Source organism: Streptomyces montanisoli, assembly GCF_017813245.1.
GTDB lineage: Bacteria > Actinomycetota > Actinomycetes > Streptomycetales > Streptomycetaceae > Streptomyces > Streptomyces montanisoli.
Map to the genome: position 1 here is coordinate 1 of NZ_JAGIQL010000001.1, position 17,764 is coordinate 17,764.

General features: G+C 72.1%; 16 protein-coding genes and 2 pseudogenes. 8 read left to right on the forward strand and 10 right to left on the reverse strand.

All coding sequences use genetic code 11. The annotated features are described in order from the left end of the window. Positions 1-283: 283 nt before the first annotated feature. The 3 genes from JFN87_RS00005 to JFN87_RS00015 all read left to right on the forward strand — a co-directional run bounded on the left by JFN87_RS00005 (position 284) and on the right by JFN87_RS00015 (position 2,760). Complete coding sequence (locus JFN87_RS00005) at positions 284-565, forward strand: SCO5918 family protein (RefSeq protein ID WP_209337678.1); 282 nt, start codon at positions 284-286, stop codon at positions 563-565. A 148-nt stretch (positions 566-713) separates the two neighbouring features. Then, positions 714-1,829 carry a fatty acid desaturase family protein gene (locus JFN87_RS00010; protein WP_209337679.1) on the forward strand — a complete coding sequence of 372 codons (1,116 nt, stop codon included), beginning with the start codon at positions 714-716 and terminating at the stop codon, positions 1,827-1,829. 73 nt (positions 1,830-1,902) lie between these two features. Next, entirely contained in the window at positions 1,903-2,760 is an 858-nt protein-coding gene (locus JFN87_RS00015) for a hypothetical protein (protein WP_209337680.1), read from the forward strand. Here JFN87_RS00015 and JFN87_RS00020 read toward each other — a convergent pair. The 4 genes and pseudogenes from JFN87_RS00020 to JFN87_RS00035 all read right to left on the reverse strand — a co-directional run. Then, positions 2,739-3,604 (reverse strand): annotated as a pseudogene (locus JFN87_RS00020) (aldo/keto reductase). The gene JFN87_RS00015 and the pseudogene JFN87_RS00020 overlap by 22 nt on opposite strands. Further along, entirely contained in the window at positions 3,538-4,734 is a 1,197-nt protein-coding gene (locus JFN87_RS00025) for a JmjC domain-containing protein (RefSeq protein WP_209337681.1), read from the reverse strand. The pseudogene JFN87_RS00020 and the gene JFN87_RS00025 overlap by 67 nt, the downstream one beginning before the upstream one ends. A 92-nt stretch (positions 4,735-4,826) precedes the next feature. Next, positions 4,827-4,997: a hypothetical protein gene (locus JFN87_RS00030; protein ID WP_209337682.1), complete on the reverse strand. Its 171-nt coding sequence runs from the start codon at positions 4,995-4,997 to the stop codon at positions 4,827-4,829. Between the two features lie 130 nt (positions 4,998-5,127). Further along, positions 5,128-5,478: pseudogene (locus JFN87_RS00035) on the reverse strand (ATP-binding protein); the annotation flags it as partial. Between the two features lie 163 nt (positions 5,479-5,641). Between JFN87_RS00035 and JFN87_RS00040 the strand changes: the two are divergent. Together JFN87_RS00040 and JFN87_RS00045 are read left to right on the forward strand one after the other, a co-directional pair. Continuing rightward, a complete protein-coding gene (locus JFN87_RS00040) occupies positions 5,642-6,985 on the forward strand; it encodes an NsdA family TPR-like regulatory protein (RefSeq protein WP_209337683.1) in 1,344 nt (447 codons plus the stop codon). 62 nt (positions 6,986-7,047) lie between these two features. Next, positions 7,048-8,229 (forward strand): serine hydrolase domain-containing protein, encoded by a 1,182-nt coding sequence (locus tag JFN87_RS00045; RefSeq protein WP_372449157.1) that lies wholly within the window; start codon positions 7,048-7,050, stop codon positions 8,227-8,229. Positions 8,230-8,368: 139 nt separating this feature from the next. Here the strand turns inward: JFN87_RS00045 and JFN87_RS00050 are convergent, their stop codons facing one another. Then, positions 8,369-8,932, reverse strand: coding sequence for a TetR/AcrR family transcriptional regulator (locus JFN87_RS00050; protein ID WP_209337684.1), 564 nt, complete (start codon positions 8,930-8,932; stop codon positions 8,369-8,371). Positions 8,933-9,027: 95 nt separating this feature from the next. Here JFN87_RS00050 and JFN87_RS00055 point away from each other — a divergent pair, with 95 nt between their 5' ends. Beyond that, positions 9,028-9,915 carry an NmrA family NAD(P)-binding protein gene (locus JFN87_RS00055; protein WP_209337685.1) on the forward strand — a complete coding sequence of 296 codons (888 nt, stop codon included), beginning with the start codon at positions 9,028-9,030 and terminating at the stop codon, positions 9,913-9,915. A gap of 49 nt (positions 9,916-9,964) precedes the next feature. On the opposite strand, the gene JFN87_RS00060 is transcribed toward JFN87_RS00055, so the two are convergent. Next, positions 9,965-10,582, reverse strand: a complete 618-nt coding sequence (locus JFN87_RS00060) for a DUF998 domain-containing protein (RefSeq protein ID WP_209337686.1) — start codon at positions 10,580-10,582, stop codon at positions 9,965-9,967. 214 nt (positions 10,583-10,796) lie between these two features. On the opposite strand from JFN87_RS00060, the gene JFN87_RS00065 reads away from it, so the two are divergent. Further along, the gene (locus JFN87_RS00065) at positions 10,797-13,409 is read left to right on the forward strand and encodes an excinuclease ABC subunit UvrA (RefSeq protein WP_209337801.1); all 2,613 of its coding nucleotides are present in this window, start codon (positions 10,797-10,799) and stop codon (positions 13,407-13,409) included. A gap of 41 nt (positions 13,410-13,450) precedes the next feature. Here the strand turns inward: JFN87_RS00065 and JFN87_RS00070 are convergent, their stop codons facing one another. After that, the gene (locus tag JFN87_RS00070; RefSeq protein WP_209337687.1) at positions 13,451-14,029 is read right to left on the reverse strand and encodes a dienelactone hydrolase family protein; all 579 of its coding nucleotides are present in this window, start codon (positions 14,027-14,029) and stop codon (positions 13,451-13,453) included. Between the two features lie 290 nt (positions 14,030-14,319). On the opposite strand from JFN87_RS00070, the gene JFN87_RS00075 reads away from it, so the two are divergent. Further along, entirely contained in the window at positions 14,320-15,030 is a 711-nt protein-coding gene (locus tag JFN87_RS00075; protein ID WP_209337688.1) for a DUF4232 domain-containing protein, read from the forward strand. Between the two features lie 17 nt (positions 15,031-15,047). On the opposite strand, the gene JFN87_RS00080 is transcribed toward JFN87_RS00075, so the two are convergent. From JFN87_RS00080 to JFN87_RS00090, 3 genes are all read right to left on the reverse strand, one after another. Continuing rightward, positions 15,048-15,818, reverse strand: coding sequence for a response regulator (locus tag JFN87_RS00080; protein ID WP_209337689.1), 771 nt, complete (start codon positions 15,816-15,818; stop codon positions 15,048-15,050). Beyond that, positions 15,815-17,053: a sensor histidine kinase gene (locus JFN87_RS00085; RefSeq protein ID WP_209337690.1), complete on the reverse strand. Its 1,239-nt coding sequence runs from the start codon at positions 17,051-17,053 to the stop codon at positions 15,815-15,817. The genes JFN87_RS00080 and JFN87_RS00085 overlap by 4 nt, the downstream gene beginning before the upstream one ends. A 116-nt stretch (positions 17,054-17,169) precedes the next feature. Continuing rightward, entirely contained in the window at positions 17,170-17,733 is a 564-nt protein-coding gene (locus tag JFN87_RS00090) for a hypothetical protein (protein ID WP_245178498.1), read from the reverse strand. Between the last annotated feature and the right edge of the window lie 31 nt (positions 17,734-17,764).

A 17,764-nucleotide genomic window follows, 5' to 3' on the forward strand; every position in this document is an offset into this window, starting at 1 on the left:
CCCCCCCCCCCCCCCCCCCCCCCCCCCCCCCCCCCCCCCTTTTTCAGACAGAAGACCGCAATCCAGAAACTACGGCAGCCAGAGCTCGAGCGCGAGCTCCTCCGAACCCGCGCTCGCGCCGCGCGGCGCACCGCCCGGCGGACGGGCAGGCGAAGGACACCACAGGCGCCCCGGACCGCCGCCGGCGCCGCACGGAACGCGGCTGACCGCACGGCCCGTACGAACGGCCGCCACGGCGGCCCGACGCCCTTTCGAACGCCATCGACCCTTTGGTGAGGACCCCATGCGTTGTGTGATCGCCCGATTCCCCTTCGACCTGACCAAGAGCGAAGTGGAGCAGATGGTCAAGGGCGCCAAGCCGGAGCCCGCCACCGGGATGTGCGCGCAGATCGGCAGGAAGCTCTACCCGGTCAAGCAGGTGGGAGCACTCATCACGAAGCAGGACCGCAGGGACTTCACCGGCGAGGAGGTGCGCAGGGCGCTCGTCCGCCTGGGCTTCACCTGCGCGCCGGCCCCCGCGGCGCCCGCGCCCGAGCCGACGCCCCCGGGTGATTTCCTGGCCTGACCGAGACGGCGATGGGTACCCGGGGGAGACGTCTACGGTCGTCCCGTCAGCTCAGACGCGCACGACTCGCCGCCCGGAGCCCCGCGGCCGCGCCCATGCCGACTCCAGAGCCACCCCACGGGCGGACCCGCCCGGGAGGGATCACGCAATGAATTCGCAACCGTCGTCCGCCGCCGTGGCGGCCACCGACACGCACACCGCCCCCGGCCGGTCCGCGGGCGCCTCCGCGCGGCCGGGAGGCCGTCCGCAGCGGCCGGAGGGCGGCAGCGACTTCGCGCGCCTTTCCGCCCGGATCAAGGACGCCGGGCTCATGCGCCGCAGGCCCGTCTACTACGGGATGCGCATCGCAGTGGTGGTCCTCGTGTACGCGGCCACCTGGGTCGGCTTCACCGTGGTGGGCGACAGCTGGTGGACCCTGGCGGTGGCGGCCCTCCTCGCCGTCGTCTTCGGCCAGGTCGCGCTGCTCGCCCACGACGTCGCGCACCGGCAGGTGTTCCGGCTGGCCAGGGCGAGCGTGCTGACCGGCCGCATCATCGGGAACCTCGGCATCGGCATGGGGTACGGCTGGTGGCAGGACAAGCACTCCCGCCACCACGCCAACCCCAACCACGAGGAACTCGACCCGGACGTCGCCCCCGACATCCTGGTGTGGAGCAGGGGGCAGGCGGAGCGCGCCACCGGGCTGCCACGCCTGATCGGCAGGTCGCAGGCGTACCTGTTCTTCCCGCTGCTCCTGCTGGAGGGCTTCAACCTGCACGTGGCCGGGGTGCGCGCGCTCGCGGACCGCGCGCAGAAGCAGCGGAAGATCGAGGGAACGCTGCTCATCGCCCACTTCGTGCTCTACCTCACGGCACTGTTCGCCGTGCTGCCGCCCGGCAAGGCGGTCGCCTTCCTCTTCGTGCACCAGTGCCTGTTCGGCGTGTACCTCGGCTCGATCTTCGCGCCCAACCACAAGGGCATGCCCATGCTGAGCGGCAAGGAGCGCCCCGACTTCCTGAGGCGCCAGGTGCTCACGTCGCGCAACGTCAGCGGCGGAGTCTTCACGGACGTGGTGCTCGGCGGCCTCAACCACCAGATCGAGCACCACCTCTTCCCGAGCATGCCGTCCCCCAACCTGCGCAGGGCGCAGCCGATCGTCCGGCGCTACTGCGAGGAGCTTGGCGTGCCGTACCTGAGGACCGGCCTGATCGCCTCGTACGCCCAGACGCTGACGAGCCTGCACCGGGCGGGCGCCCCGATCCGCGCGGCGCGCCGCCCGGCCTAGAGCTGTGCCCCCACGGGGCCGCGGCCAGAGCGCTGCTCATCCCGGCGCCTCTCCCGCTGCTACCGTCGCCCCCATGTCTCTCTCGGTCCCCACGGGCGGTGCGGTCGATCTGCGAGTCGAGCCGGTCGATGAGGTACTTGCGTTCGTTGAGCGGTCGCTGCAGACGTGCCTGGACCCGAATACCGTGGTGCGCAAGCGCCGATCCGTGGGGGCGCGGACGGACCGCGACACCTGGGTTCGGATCGAACGGCGGCAGATCGGCAAGATCGGCGATCAGGGTTGGAACGGCACCGAGCAGGCCGCTCGCGTCACGGACGTCGCACAGCCCTCATGGCGAGGATGTGTCGTCTGGCACGACGCCGAGGACTCCGTGATGTGGCGGGCCGACGAGACCGGGTTGCTGCCTGCTGAGCCGATCGGCACCGCCGTACTGAGCGAGGCCCCGGAGCTGTCCGACGACTGGTGGTGGCGGTTCAACGCCTCCCTGGACGCGCTCGCGGCCCATGGCACGAACCGCGTCGCCACGCCGGACACCGAGACCATCACACAATCCCTTGTCACCCGGTCCATTCGCAGTGTCTGGCCTGGAGACCTCGACACCACCGTTGAGCAGTGGGTGCCGGCTCACGCGGACCTGAATTGGGCCAACATGACCGCGCCGGTGTTCTGCCTCTTCGACTGGGAGGACTGGGGCAACGCGCCGCGCGGGCTTGATTCCGCATCGCTGTGGGCGTGTTCGCTCGCAGTCCCGGCTCTGGCCGATCGCGTACGGCGGGAGCGGCGCGCTGACTTCGCCGGCCGGGACGGCAAGCTGATGACACTCTTCGCGTGCTCGAAGATCCTCGGGCCGGACGCGCATCCGCAAGATCCGCGACGGGGTCCTGCGCGTCGGATGGCCGAAGAGATCGTTCAGGAGCTTCGGGTCGGCTGACTGCTGGGACGGTCCCGGAGGCGGCTTCGATACTCGCCGACTGCCTGTTCATCGGGTTCCGCGGCCAGAGCGCCGAGCAGCTCCCTCAGGTGCGCGGGTTCGTCCGTACCGACGGCCATGCTGTCGACGTGCGGCAGCCGGTAGGCGACGCGGAAGGCGGCCTGCGTGCGGGAGAACCCGTCCCCGTTGCGGAGGAAGACCCGGGGATCGATCCGATCCCATACGCGTGCTCTGGCGCTGCCGCCAAAGGGACTCATCCCCCGCACTGATCCCGTGTCCATGCCCCACGCCGTCGCCAGGGCCTCGGCGGCGTCGAGCGTGCGGGAGCCAACCAGCAGGCCGGCGCGCACCATGAGTACGGACGGTCTCGGCGCCGTCGTCTCGACCAGGGGCAGCAGCGGAACCGGGTTCCAGGTCGCGATGCCCCAAGCCCCGCATGTGCCCTTCTCCACCGCGTGGCCGAGGACCGCACATGCCTGGGCCAGAGCCTCCCGGGAGCGTGCGGAGCCCGTCGGCAGAGAGTGCTCGGGATTGTGCAGGAACACCAGGTCCGGTTCCCTTCCCAACTCCGCACAGCGCGCTCCACAGCGTCGCGCAGCCGTCCAGGGGCAAGCGAGTGCTCGGCACCGCCGGCTCCCGAGAAATAGCCCACCTTCGTGGACAGCGTGAACTTCGGCAGCAGATCACCAGCGGTACGAGCAAGGACCTCGTGGGAACGGAAGGCGAGGTAGTTGGTACTGGTGTCGATCGCTGTGACGCCGTGGTCCAGCGCGGCGGTCAGGAGACGGCGCTCGTGACGAGATCGGTGTAGCCCGAGGACAACTCGGGGGTCAGCGTCGCGCATATCTCCTCCTTCAGCAGGATCTCGGCCACCTCCGCGGCTTCGGTTCCGACGACGGCGACCGCCCGCTCCAGAGGAACGGGCCGGCCACTGAGCAGCAGCCGCAGCGCGGGCACGGCCTTGGCGTCGAAGGTGAGCTTCTTGCCGGAGGACACGACGTGTGCGGTCTCGCCGTTCTCCCGCAGCCGGGGCGGGAAGTGGGCGATGCACACCACGGCGTCGAGTGACCCGAGGATGCCGAGGTACGGCACGTGCCTGGGCAGCGTCGACGCCTGCTCGTGCGCGGCCAGGAAATCGGCCGGGGAGCGTTCTCCGATCAGTCGCGCAGCGGCTGCGGTCAGGGCCTCACTGCCGCTCCCGTCCCGCCGGTCCAGGTCGTGGCGGAAGATCTCCTCCTCACGGCACCAGTCGGCCAGCCACGCCAGCCAGCTCGCACCTGTGCGCTTGGTGATGCCGAATGTCACGTGAAGGCTCCGGCCGGTGCCGCTGCTTGTCCGGGTCGCCTGGTGCCAGTGACCGCGAGGGATGTGCATGACGTCGCCGGTCTTCATCACGCCGGACCAGACGATCTCATCGGCCGGGGTGGTGTTGGGGTCGGCGTCCCGGTACATGGGCGCCGTGCGGGAGGTGGCGCGTACCTCCCACTCCTTCTCGCCGGCGAGCTGGACGATCACCACATCGTGGTCGTCCCAGTGCAATGGGAAGCCTTCCGCGTCGTTCGTCGTCAGGTACGCGTTGACCTGCACCCGCTCGTGCGACCACCACTGGAGCGCGCGGCAGGCGACCTCCATCGTCGCGTCGAAGACGTTCAGCTGGTCGAGGATGAGCGTCGCCCCCTTCTCAAGCAGCCTGCCGAGACTGCGCATGTCGACCATGGGGATGCTCTGCCCCCGCGGGCTGACGTTGTCGGTGCAGTAGACGGCCGGGTGGACCTCCTCGCCCTCCTGGAAGCACCGGAACTGCGGGCGGTTCAGGCTCCGGCGCATCGCGATGTCGAGCAGGCGGTTCGGGGTCAGGATGCGGGGCGCGAGCTCGGGATCTTCCAGGCTTCCGCGCACGAAGCCCTTACCCAGCTTCTCCGCCCCGGTCCACCCCAGCGCCTTCTCGATCGCGCCGACCAGCTGGTGTTCCATCATTCCTCCTTGATCGGGATGGGTTGGGCCGTATGACGCGTACACGGCGGGGTCCGACGCTGCAGTCGGCGGCGGCCCCCGCCGCCCTGGTGCTATTCGATGTCGGTCAGGTTTCCGTCACCGCCCGGCCAGGGTGAGTCGCCAGAACTCCCCTGGTTGTCGGACCGGAGGCTGTCGTACCGGTCGTGGACGGCGGTCAGTTCCTCCACCGCCACCAGGAGGCCACTCGGGGCCGGCGGCGTTGTCGTCGTGCTCTGCACCACCTCGTGCTCCTTCCTTTTCGGTTCTCCCGGCCGGGGTTCCGGCGGGAAGTCCGTGATCGCGGAGGTTCGTGACGTCCGGCGGGGCGGGAGCCGGCTGGGGGAGGGCGATTTCTGCCCATACGCGCTTGCCGTGCCCCACGGGTTCCCACCCCGACCGCATGGCGAGGAAGCCGACCAGGCCGAGACCACGTCCGCTCTCCGCCTCGGAATCCGGGCAACCCGGCTCAGGCACATCAGGGTTGCTGTCGAGCACGCCGATGAACACGCGGCCCGGCCGGTGGCACAGCTCCATGGTGAGGGGTCCCTTCCCATGGACCACGGCGTTGGTGACGAGCTCGGATACCACAAGACGAATCGCGTCGGCCGTCTCGTGGTCCAGGCGAACAACCCACGCCTGTACCGTTTCCACGACCGTGCGCCGGGCGGGAGACACCACTTCCTTGGTGCCCGCAAGAGCGAATCGAGTGACGAGGTCGGGCATGGCGGACGCCTCCGAGGGGCTGACGACTGGTAGTCAGTCAACGTCCGGGCCGCCAAGCCCGGAACGTTTCCAGGGGGTTCCTCTTGGGGAAGTCCTTCCTTCCTCGCACGCGCAGAGCAAGTAGCGTCTGAGCAATACCGTGAGGGACGACGGGAGTGATGGCGTGGCCGGTGAGCCGTTGGCAGTCCATCCGCTGACTTTCGTCCGCCAGTCGCGCGGATGGGGCAAAGCGGAGTTCGCCCGCCTCATGCAGTCCCACGGGAAGGTGCTGGGCATCCCGCTCGCGACCAACCGCACCACTGTGTGGAAATGGGAGCAGGGGCAGGAGCCTGACGCTGACGCCCAGTGCGTGCTCGCCGACTTGCTGCGCATACCGTCCGTGCAGGCCCGGGCCGAAGGGTGGCCACGCTGGCTGCCTGTCTGGGAGGTGACCGGGCTGACGGCTCCCTGGAACGAGGCAGGCACCGTCGAAGCGCTCGATGACCTGGTGGGAAGCGGCCGCCTGGATCGCCGAGGGTTCCTCACCATCACCGGCGCCGCCCTGACAGGACTAGCGGCGAGCTGGGCCGAGGCCCCTCCCGCCTTCGCCTCGGCGCTCGGCGGAGATCGTGTCACCGACACGATGGTCTCCACGATCGAGCAGCGCATCACCACCCTTCGTACACTCGACGACCAGCTCGGCGGGGCTCGGCTCTTGGAACAGGCGCGCGGAGACCTCGCGCTGATCAGCAGCCTCCTGAACGCCGGCCGGTACACGGAGGAGATCTGCCTTCGCCTGTACGGGCTGGCCGCGCAGGTGTCGCATCTGACCGGCTGGATGGCTTATGACTCCGGGTTGCGGTCCGCGGGGCAGCGGTACTACGTGGGGGCTCTGCGCAGCGCCCGTACCGCGGGCGACGACGCGTTCGGCGCCTTCGTCCTGGCGGAGATGGGCGTCCACGTGTCCGAAGCCGGGCGGACCGCCGAACGGGTCGACCTCATCTCGACCGCCATCGACAACGCGCCTCGTAAGCTGTCGCCCTACACTCAGTCCTTCCTCTACCTGCACAAGGCCGAAGCGCTGTCCCGCGACGGGGATCACCAGCGAGCCGGTACGGCGCTCAACCGCGCCACTTCCTTCTGGGAGCACCACGCGGATGGGGAAGACCCCGAATGGCTCGACTGGTTCGGCGAGGCCCAACTGAGGTCGACCGAGGGCAAGGTGCTGCTGCGGTCGGGGCAAGTGGGTCGTGCGACGGCCCTGTTGGAGATCTCCGTACAGAAGGCCGCACCCCGGGACATGGCCGTACGAACCAGCCGCCTGGCCGAGGCCCGGCTCGACGGCCACGACCTGGACGGGGCGCTCGACGCCGCGAACCACGGCGCCGCACTCCTCGAAAACAAGGTCAGCTCCGTGCGGGCGCTGGATCGGCTGAAGGAGTTCTCCGAGCGACTCGAACCGCAGAGGTCCGTTCCGGCTGTCCGCGAATTCCGCGAGCGGCTTCAGGCCCTGCCCAACGCGTCCTGACTCGCACAGCTTGTGGGGCGGGAGTCAGCCCGCCTCCAGAAGCGGGCGGCCAGAGTGCCACGATGAGCGGCATGACGGCGATGGGCGGTGGAGTCGCGGCCGGGTTCGAACCCGTGCGCGAGGCGTTTGCGGAGAACTTCGTCCGCCACGGGGACATCGGCGCCGCGGTATGCGTGTACCGGGACGGCCGGCCGGTGGTGGACCTGTGGGGCGGGACCGCCGACCGCGACACCGGTCGCCCGTGGGAGCGGGACACTCTCCAGCTCGTCTACTCGGCGACCAAGGGGGCGACGGCTACGGCCGCGCACATGCTGGCCCAGCGCGGCCTGCTGGACCTGGACGCACCGGTGGCCGAGTACTGGCCGGAATTCGCCGCTGGAGGCAAGGCGGACATCCCGGTCCGCTGGCTCCTCTCCCACCGAGCCGGCCTTGTCACACTCGACCAACCGATCCCGCTCACCGAAGCGTTGTCCTGGCACCCGATGGCAGCCGCGCTGGCCGCGCAGCGTCCCGTATGGACTCCCGGCACCGCACACGGATACCACGGCCGAACCTGGGGCTGGCTGGTCGGCGAGGTGATCCGCCGCGTGTCCGGCCGCACGCCGGGCCGTTTCTTCTCCGACGAGATCGCCGCTCCCCTCGGCCTGGACTTCTTCATCGGCCTGCCGCCGGACGAACGCCACCGGGTCAGCCGCATGGTGTACCGGAAGCCGGACGTCGATCTGACCACTCTGCCTCCCGAGTCGGTCCCCGAAGAACTCCGGGAGCAGGTCGCCGCCTGGAGCGACCCGCATTCGTTCAGCAACAGGGCGTTCGCGGTCACCCGCCCGGCCGCGATCGACTTCGACTCACCCGAGGTCCAGGCCGCGGAAATGCCGTCCTCCAACGGCATCGGTACCGCGCGCGCCCTGGCGCGCATGTACGCGGCGCTGATCGGCGAGGTGGAAGGCGTCCGCCTGCTCACCGCGGAGACCGCCGCGTCGGCGGCCACGGAGCAGTCGGCCGGGATGGACCAGGTGCTGATGGCACCGAGCCGGTTCGGCTCCGGCTACCAGCTGCCCACCGAGGACAACCCCATGACCGGGCCGAGCGCCTTCGGTCACAACGGCCGGGGCGGCTCCCTCGCCTTCGCCGATCCGGGCCACGGGATCGCGTTCGGCTACGTGATGAATCACATTGTCAGCGGCTCCGATGACGTCCGCGCGGAGGCGCTGATCGACGCGGTGCGCAGATCGCCGGCGTGACGGGGGCTCCGCGTTCCGGCACGCGCCACCCACGGCGCGGCCGGAGACCCCTCCGAGCGGACACGAAACGAATGTGCACGTGTGTCCTGGCCACGCCTGGCTGCCGCCAGGTTCCCAAAGCACGGTGGGCGAGACGGGGTCAGTGGCAGGGGCCGCGGATGCCGTCGAGTACGAGCGCGACGTGCCTGCGCCAGGCGTCGTCGGCCGTCATGTTCGCCATCGCGCCTCGGGTGACGAGGACGAAGTCCTCCGCGCGGAAGTCCTCGCGCAGGCGGCCCGCCGCGACGGCGCGGCGCACGATGCGGTCCGTGATCGCCGAGAAGTCCGCCTTCTCCGCGGCGATGTCGTGCCAGCTGGGCTCCTCGGGGCCGAGGATCGCGAAGCGGAACGCCGCGTCGGCCTGGGCGGCCTCCAGGTAGCCGTACAGCAGCGTCTCGAACGCTGCCCAGGGCTCCTCGGCCTCGTCGGCCGCGCGCGCGAGGGCCGTCATCGCCTCGAATCTGCGGCCGATGATCGCCGCGAGCAGCGCGCGCTTGTCGGCGAAGTGGCGGTAAAGCGTGCCGACGCCGAGGCCGGCGCGCTCGGCGATCTCGTCCATCTGCACGGCGTCGCCCCGCTGGGCGAACAGCTCGCCTGCGGCGTCGAGCACGGACTCGCGGTTGCGCCGGGCGTCGGCGCGCAGCGGGCGTTCGGGAGCAGCCATGGTCGGTCAATCGTAGTTGACGGTGGGCCGAGGGCGTGGGTACATTCGGAACCGGAGTTCAGGTTCATGTTGAGCCTCTCGTTGGAGGAGATCCGATGATCGTCGTCACCACACCCACAGGACAGATCGGCGGCGCGCTGGTCCGTCTGCTGCTCGACCGGGGCGAGGACGTCCGTGTCGTCGTCCGCGACGCCTCGCGTCTGGACGGCGCGGTGCGCGAGCGGGTCGCGGTCGTCGAGGGGGCCCACGACGACCCGGCCGTGCTCGACAAGGCGCTGCCCGGCGCCGACGCGCTGTTCTGGCTCGTCCCGCCGAACCCGGCGGCGCCCAGCGCCGAGGCGCACTACGCCGGCTTCGCCCGGGCGGGCGCCGCCGCCGTCGCCCGTCACGGCGTCGGGCACGTCGTCGGGGTCTCCAGCGCGGGGCACGGCTGGACGAAGCCGGCCGGCGTCCTGACGGCGGCCTTCGCCATGGACGCCGAACTGGCCGCGTCCGGCGCCGCGTACCGGGCCCTGTCCATGCCCTTCTACATGGAGAACCTGCTCGGCCAGCTCGACGCGATCACCGAGCAGGGCGCCTTCTACCTGACGTGCGCCCCGGACCAGCCGCTCGCGACGATCGCGACGCGCGACATCGCGGGGGCCGCCGCGGACCTTCTCACCGACCGGTCCTGGACGGGGCAGGAGAACCTCCCGCTGTTCGGCCCCGACCGGCTGACGCCCGACGCCATGGCCGAGGCGATCGGTCGGGAGCTCGGGCGCCCGGTCGCCTACCGCCGCATGAGCATGGATGACTTCGCGTCGCTGCTCCGCTCCCGCGGCGCGGGCGAGCAGACCGTCAAGGACATGACCGAGATGTTCGCCGCGCAGGACGACGGCATCTACGACGCCGACTGGAAGACCGCCACGCTCGCGCCGACGGACTTCCGCGCCTGGTGCGGGCAGGTGCTGCGGCCCGCCGCCGACGCCCGGGCGGCGTCCTGACGGGAGCGGCGGGGGAAGTCGGGAGCGCCGGGGGAAAACATGAGGCGCCTCAGGGCGCGCGCGTGACGCCGTGCGCCGGCTGCGCGCTCAGCGCGGGGCGGCGCGGGCACGAGGCGACGGCCAGCAGCGGCCAGAGCGACTGGGCGAACGTCAGGACGCGCTCGGCCACGCCCGCCGCGCCGCCGTCCTTGAGCTCGTACCAGAACCACGCGGCGCATACCCACATAGCCACGCTGACCGTGGCCGTCACCGGCAGCCGGAAGCCCCACGGCGGACGCCCGCCGCGCGCCGCGAGCACCGGCCATACCGCCAGCAGCGAGAACCCCACGGCGGCGACCAGGCCGTGCCGTAGCGAACCCCCGCTCGGCGGCGCGGGGACCACGATCAGTGCCAGCGCCGTCAGGCCGCCCGCCCCCAGGGCGAGCCGCCCGGCGAGCGCGGCGGCGCGCAGCCCGACGGCCGTGGCGAGATAGCAGACGCCCAGCGCGAACTCGGCCGTCGTCATCACCCAGTACCCGCCCGCGCCGTCCGAGGCCAGGATGCTGATGGTCTGGGAGACGGGGTCGTAGCCGGGGTCCATCATCAGCTCGCCGATACTCCAGCCGCAGACCAGCAGCACAGGGGCGGACAACGAAGCGAGCCGGACCCACCAGGGAGCAATCCACATCAAAACACCATAAAACGATCTACTGCCCGGCCCGTGCCCCGCCACGGCCGCTGCCTCCGTACGGCCGCTGCCTCCGTACGGCCACCTCCGTACGGCGGCTACCCCGCAGGTGGCGGCCCCGCACCTGCGCGACAATGGCCGCGCGGCCGCCGCAGCAGGACAGATACGAGTGGCGGCCGGCACGGGACGCAGCAGCAACCGCGGGGAGAGCGCCATGGAGCCGGGCCGCACAGGCCACACAGGTGCCGTCGGCGGCCACGCGCCCGAGGACCCGTTCGTACGGGTCAGGGGCGCGCGCCAGCACAACCTGCGCGGCGTGGACGTGGACGTCCCGCGCGGCGCGCTGACCGTGTTCACCGGCGTCTCCGGCTCCGGCAAGTCGTCGCTCGCCTTCGGCACGCTGTACGCGGAGTCCCAGCGCCGGTACTTCGAGTCGGTCGCGCCGTACGCACGCCGGCTGATCCACCAGGTCGGCGCCGTGCGCGTCGACGAGATCACGGGGCTGCCGCCCGCCGTGGCGCTCCAGCAGCGTCGCTCGACGCCAGGCTCCCGCTCGTCCGTCGGCACCGTCACGACGCTGTCGAACCTGCTGCGGATGCTGTTCTCGCGCGCGGGCACCTACCCGCGGGACGCGAAGGAGCGCCTGGACTCCGACGCCTTCTCGCCGAACACCGCCACCGGCGCCTGCCCGGAGTGCCACGGGCTCGGCGTGGTGCACCGCGTCACCGAGCGGTCCCTCGTGCCCGACCCGTCCCTGACCATCCGTGAACACGCCATCGCCGCCTGGCCCGGCGCGTGGCAGGGCAAGAACCTGCGCGACGTCGTGGCCGCCCTCGGGTACGACATCGACCGACCGTGGCGCGAGCTGCCGCAGAAGGACCGCGACTGGATCCTCTTCAGCGACGAGCAGCCGGTGGTGACCGTCGACCCGGTGCGCGAGGCGGGCCGCGTGCAGCGCCCCTACCAAGGCAAGTTCATGAGCGCCGAGCGCTACGTGATGCGCGCGTTCTCCGAGTCGAAGAGCGCGGCCACACGCCGGCGGATGCTGCGCCACCTGGAGAGCGCCGCCTGCCCCGTGTGCCACGGCAGGCGGCTGCGGCAGGACGCGCTGGCCGTCACCTTCGCCGGGCACGACATCGCGCACTACACCGGCATGCCGCTGGACGACCTCGCCGATGCGCTGCGGACGACCGCCGGACTCGACGAGCCGACGACGGCGGTGGGTTCGTCCGGCTCGGGTGAGTCGACGGAGGTCGCGGTCGCGCTCGCACGCGACCTCGTCGCCCGTATCGGCGTCCTGACCGGCCTCGGCCTCGGCTACCTCAGCATGGACCGCTCCACCCCCACCCTCTCGCCGGGCGAGCTGCAACGGCTGCGGCTCGCGACGCAGCTGCGCTCGGGCCTCTTCGGCGTCGTCTACGTCCTCGACGAACCGTCGGCGGGGCTGCACCCCGCGGACACCGAGCCGCTGCTCGCGGTGCTCGAAGGGCTGCGGGCCGGGGGCAACTCGCTCTTCGTCGTCGAGCACGACATGGAGGTGGCGCGCCGCGCGGACTGGCTCGTCGACGTGGGCCCGGGGGCCGGACGGTACGGCGGTCACGTCCTCTACAGCGGGCCGGTGCCTGGCCTGGCGGAGGTGGCGGACTCGGCGACCCGCCCGTACCTGTTCCCGGCGGACGGCGAGGGCCGGGACACCGGCGCTGAGCGCACGTCCCGCACGCCCCGCACGCCCCGCACGCCGTCCGGCCGGCTGCGGCTGCGCGGCGTCACCCGGCACAACCTGCGGGACCTCGACGTGGACGTGCCGCTCGGCGTCCTCACCGCGGTGACCGGGGTGTCGGGCTCGGGCAAGTCGACGCTGGTCGGCCAGGTACTCGCCGACGTGGTGACGGCCCACCTGCACACGGCGGGCACGGACGGGGACGAGGCCGGGGCCGGGGCCGGAACCGGGGACGATGACGCCGACAGCGACGAGACGGCGGTAGCTCCCGGCACCGCAACGGCGGGCCCCATGGTGACCGCCGTCGAGGGCCTCGACGGCGCGGACCGCCTCGTGCGCGTCGACCAGAAGCCCATCGGCCGCACCCCACGCTCCAACCTGGCCACGTACACGGGCCTGTTCGACGCGGTACGCGGCGTCTTCGCCGCCACCGACGCGGCGCGGGCACGGGGGTACACGCGCGGCCGGTTCTCGTTCAACGTGGCGTCGGGCCGCTGCGAGACGTGCCAGGGCGAGGGCTTCGTCGCCGTGGAACTGCTCTTCCTGCCCGGCACGTACGCGCCCTGCCCGACGTGCCACGGCGCCCGCTACAACCCGGAGACGCTGGAGATCACCTACCGGGGCCTGACCATCGCCGAGGTGCTCGACCTGTCCGTGGACGCGGCGGCGGACTTCTTCGCCGACGTGCCCGCCGCCTCACGCGGGCTGCGCACCCTCCAGGACGTCGGCCTCGGCTACCTGCACCTGGGGCAGCCCGCCACCGAGCTGTCGGGCGGCGAGGCGCAGCGCATCAAGCTCGCCGCCGAGCTGCAGCGGGCGCGCAGGGGCCACACGCTCTACCTGCTCGACGAACCCACCACAGGCCTGCACCCCGCGGACACCGAGCTGCTGATGCGCCGGCTGCACGGCCTGGTCGACGCGGGCAACACGGTGGTGCTCGTGGAGCACGACATGGCGGTGGTGGCGGGCGCCGACTGGGTCCTCGACCTGGGCCCGGGCGCGGGCGACGCGGGCGGACGCGTGGTCGCCGCGGGCCCGCCACGGGACGTGGCACGCGCCCGCGACAGCCGCACGGCCCCGTACCTGGCCCGCCACCTGCCCGGCTGACGGGCCCGCTACCCGAGCGCGGCGCCGACCCCCGCGTGCCGCTACCCGAGCGCGGCGAGGAAGTCGAGCGTGCGCTCCGTCAGCAGCGCCGCGGCCTTCTCGTCGTACGCCCGCAGGCTGCTGTCCGCGAACAGGTGCTCGTCGCCCGGGTAGAGGTACAACTCGGCGTCGGGCGCCGACGCGACGAGCTCGCGGGCCGCCTCCACGTCGCCCTCGTCCATGAAGTACGAGTCGCTGTCCATGCTGTGGATCCGCACCGGCACCGACGGCGGCCACGCCTCGCCGAACTCCGAGACGGGGATGCACGAGTGGAACAGCAGCGCGCCCTTCGCCCCCGCCCTGGTCTGGGCCAGCGCCTGCGCCGGCAGCACACCGGCCGAGAACCCCGCGTACACGAGACCGGCGGGCAGCCCGTCGGCTGCCGCGCGCCCTCGTTCGAGGAGCGTGCCGAACCCGGTCTCCCGCACGTAGGCGACGCCGTCGTCGAGGTCGTCGAAGACCTTTCCCTCGTACAGGTCGGGCACGTGGACGGTATGCCCCGCCCGCTCCAGCGTCTCCGCGAACGCGTGGACGCCCCGCGTCAGCCCGTGCGCATGGTGGAACAGCAGTACCTCGGCCATGGGGCCCTCCTCCGTGGTGCCGGAGCCCGGTGACCCCGACTCCACGGAGTATCGCCGGTGCCACTGACATCGCCGTCCAGCCGGACGCACGGCGCGTACGATGAGCACGACGCCGCCGCGCCCCGCGCCGCGCCGCTCGGCCGAACGCGTGACTGTGCCGTGCCGGCGGGCTCCGCGCCGTGACCTCACCCGTCCCGCGGCGATTGTTCATGTGCCACGTGTGTTCCGTCCCGGGCGGGTAACGCGTATTGGCAACACTGCAACACCGCAGCACAGAGAAGAGGAAGTCCATGCACGTCAAGGCTGTCCGCCGCGGAATCCCGGCCCTCCTGCTGGCCGCCACCGCGGGGCTCACGCTCGCGGCCTGCGGATCCGGCGACGCGCAGTCCTCCTCCCCCTCGTCCGCCCTGCCCACGACCGCCGGTGCGTCCGTGCCCGGCGGCGTGCCCTCGGCGCCCGAGTCCACGCCCACCGCGACCTCCGGCAGCGACTCGACGGGCGGTGCCGCCTCCACCGGCGCCACGGCCTCGGTGACCCCGGGGGGCGGCGGTTCGGGCGGGGCGTCGTCCGGCGGTTCCGAGCCGGCCTGCAAGACGAGCCAGTTGAGGATCACGGCGACCAACCGCAGCAGCGGCGCCGGGCACACCACGTTCCAGCTCATGTTCCAGAACACCGGCTCGTCGCCCTGCACGCTCTCCGGCTACCCGGGCGTCTCCTTCGTCAAGGGGCACGACACCCAGCTCGGCAAGGCGGCCTCCCGCACCGAGGCCAAGGTTCCGATCGTCACGCTGATCCCCGACTCCCACGCCTACGCCGACGTGCGCACCGTCAACGGCCAGAGCGGCTACTCGGCGGCGAAGTGCGACCTCACCACCGTGCCGACCCTGCGCGTCTACCCGCCGAACCAGAAGGAGTCGACGGACATCCCCTGGAACGAGAAGGAGTGCGTCGGACCCACCGTCCAGAACCTCCAGGTGGGACCGGTCCACACCAAGAAGTGACGTGGAGGGCCGCGCGATCAGTCGACCAGCCCGTGGCGCCACGCCCAGGCGATGAGCGCGGCGCGGTCCTCCATGACCAACTTGGCGAGTACGTGGTTGAGATGCGTCTTGACCGTCGCCTCGCCGACGACCATCTCCCGTGCCACCTGACGGTTGTTGAGGCCCTGCGCCACGAGCCGCACGACGTCGATCTCCCGTCGGGTGAGCCCCTCGGCCGCGTCCGGAATCACCGGCGATGACGGGGACGGGGACGGCGCCGGCGCGGACGGAGCCGGTGCCTGGGCCGAAGCGGCCGGCGACGCGGCAGACGGGGCTGACGCGGCTGACGCGGTAGCCGCGGCACCGGGCGCGGCACCGGACTCCCGCTCCCCGACGACGAGTTGGACGAGCCGCTGCTGCACCGCCGGGTCGAGCACCGTACGCCCGGCCGCCACGTCACGCACCGCTGCCAGCAGCGCCTCGCTCGTCGCGTCCTTCGTCAGGTACCCGACGGCGCCCGCGCGCAGCGCCGGGAGCACCGCGTCGTCGTCCGCGTACGTGGTGAGGATCAGCACCCGGGCGCGCAGCCCGGAGGCCGCGATCTCGGCCGCGACGCCGGAGCCGTCGAGTTCGGGCATCCGCAGGTCGACGAGGGCGACATCGGGACGGGTGTCCGTCGCGAGGCGCACGGCCGTGCGCCCGTCGCCGGCCTCGCCAACCACCTCGATGTCGTCGGCGGACGACAGGAGCATCACGAGCCCGTCGCGTACCACTGCCTGGTCGTCGGCGACCAGCACCCGGATCGTCACCGCTGTGCCCTCCCCTCGGCGCCGACCGCAGGCGGCGCGTCCTGCGGCCCCGCGGGCCGGGGCGAGCCCGAACCGTGCGCCATGTCCTGCCCGTTGCCCACCGGGACCCGTACGTCGATCCGCCAGCCGGGGCCACCCGGCGCGCGGCCCGCGGTCAGGGACCCGCCGACGGCCTCCACCCGCTCGGTCATGCTGCGCAGACCCGTTCCGCTGCCCTTCACACCCGAGGGACGGCGCCCCGTCGGCAGCCCCTCGTCCCGCACACCGACCCGCAACTCCCGCTCGTCCCACACCACACGCACATCGATGGCGCTCCCGGTCGCGTAGCGCGCCGCGTTGGTCATCGCCTCCTGCACGGCACGGTACACGGCGTGGCCCGTCTCGGGCCCGACGCGGCCAGGGCGCCCGCTGACGTGCAGCCGCGCCTCGCCGGGGAAGCCCTCGACGAGGGTGCGCAGGTCGTCCACACCGCGAGGGTGGGCGGTGCGCAGCGCGCCGACCGCGGCGCGCGCCTCCTGGACGCCATCGCGGGCGAGCCCTGCGGCGCGGTCGAGCGGTTCGGCCAGCCAGTCGGGAGCGCCCTTGCCCGCGGCGGTCGCGCGGATGGCCTGCAACTGCACGGAGAGGCCGGCCAGGCTGTGCGCGAGCACGTCGTGCATCTCCCGCGCGATCCTGGTGCGTTCCTCCGTCGCCGCCGCTTCCTGGAGTGCCTGGCGTGACGCCTCCACCTCGGCGAGGAGCGAGACGGCACGGTCGCGCTCGGCCTGCAGCGCCGCGTGCTCGACCATGCGGGTCGCGATGAACCAGGCGCCCACGCCCGCCAGCAGCCCGGCCAGACTGCCGGACACCACCACGATCGAGACACCGAACACGACCGAGACCACCCCGATCCCGGCGTTGCGCACCGGCCCCGCGGGCAGGCACATCGGCAGCGCGGACGCCCCGGCGAGCACCGGCACGGAGCCGAGCCCGCTCGGCACGAGCAACGTGATCGCGAGTCCCGCACCGACGGTGACCAGCGCGGCCGCGGCACCGAGGTAGGCGGGCGTGACCCGGCGGGCCACCACCATGCCGGCCTCCGCGACGAGCATCAGCACACCGGTGACGATGCGGAGGGTCGTGGTCGAGGCCGCGATGACGGAGACGGCCCCGCACGCCACCATCACCGATGCCCCGATGAGCGCGCGATCGAAGGGCCGCTTGCGCCAGCCGATTGCCCAGTGCCTGGTCAGCATCCGCCTCGTCCTGCCTGTCTGCGGCCGGTGCCCGTCGTCGGGCACCGGCCGGTGTGTCCTGTCCACCACTGAATCACGTCCGGGCCCGGATCCGCCGGGCCCGACGGCCTCCCGGCTCAGACGTAGCTGCCGTTGCGGGGCGCGACCCGAGCCGCGTCGGCGGCGGCGTCACCATCGGCGTTCTTGCCGCGTGCGAGGACCAGCTGGCCCCGGGTGACGATCGTGCCGATACGGACGACGACCTCGCTGAGCGCCATCAGGAGGAGGGCCGCGACCCACGCCTGGGAGCTGGTGATGTCGTGCGCCACGGAGAAGTCGCCGACGTGCTGGGCGCCGGACGGGTGCGAGGTCCACACGGCGAAACCGAGGCGGAAGCCCATGCTGATCACCCACAGGGCCGCCGCGGCATAGGTCGCCTTGATGTGGATGTGGCCGCCGATGTCGCGGACGCGGGTGAGGAAGCCGCCGGCGAGGCCGAACGCGATCCCGATGCCGGTGAAGGTCGCGATCAGCGCGACGTCGTTCCCGGCGGTGGGAATGTCGTGCAGGTAGTGGTAGCCGACCCAGCCGATGATCGCCAGCGGCAGGAGGATCGTGCGCCGTGTGAGCCGTTCCCCGCGCAGCTGCAGGACGACGATGAGGAGGAGTGCGATGTCGACGAGCCAGTCCGTTGTGTTCATGGCCTCGACTATTCGCCGATTCGGCCCGCAG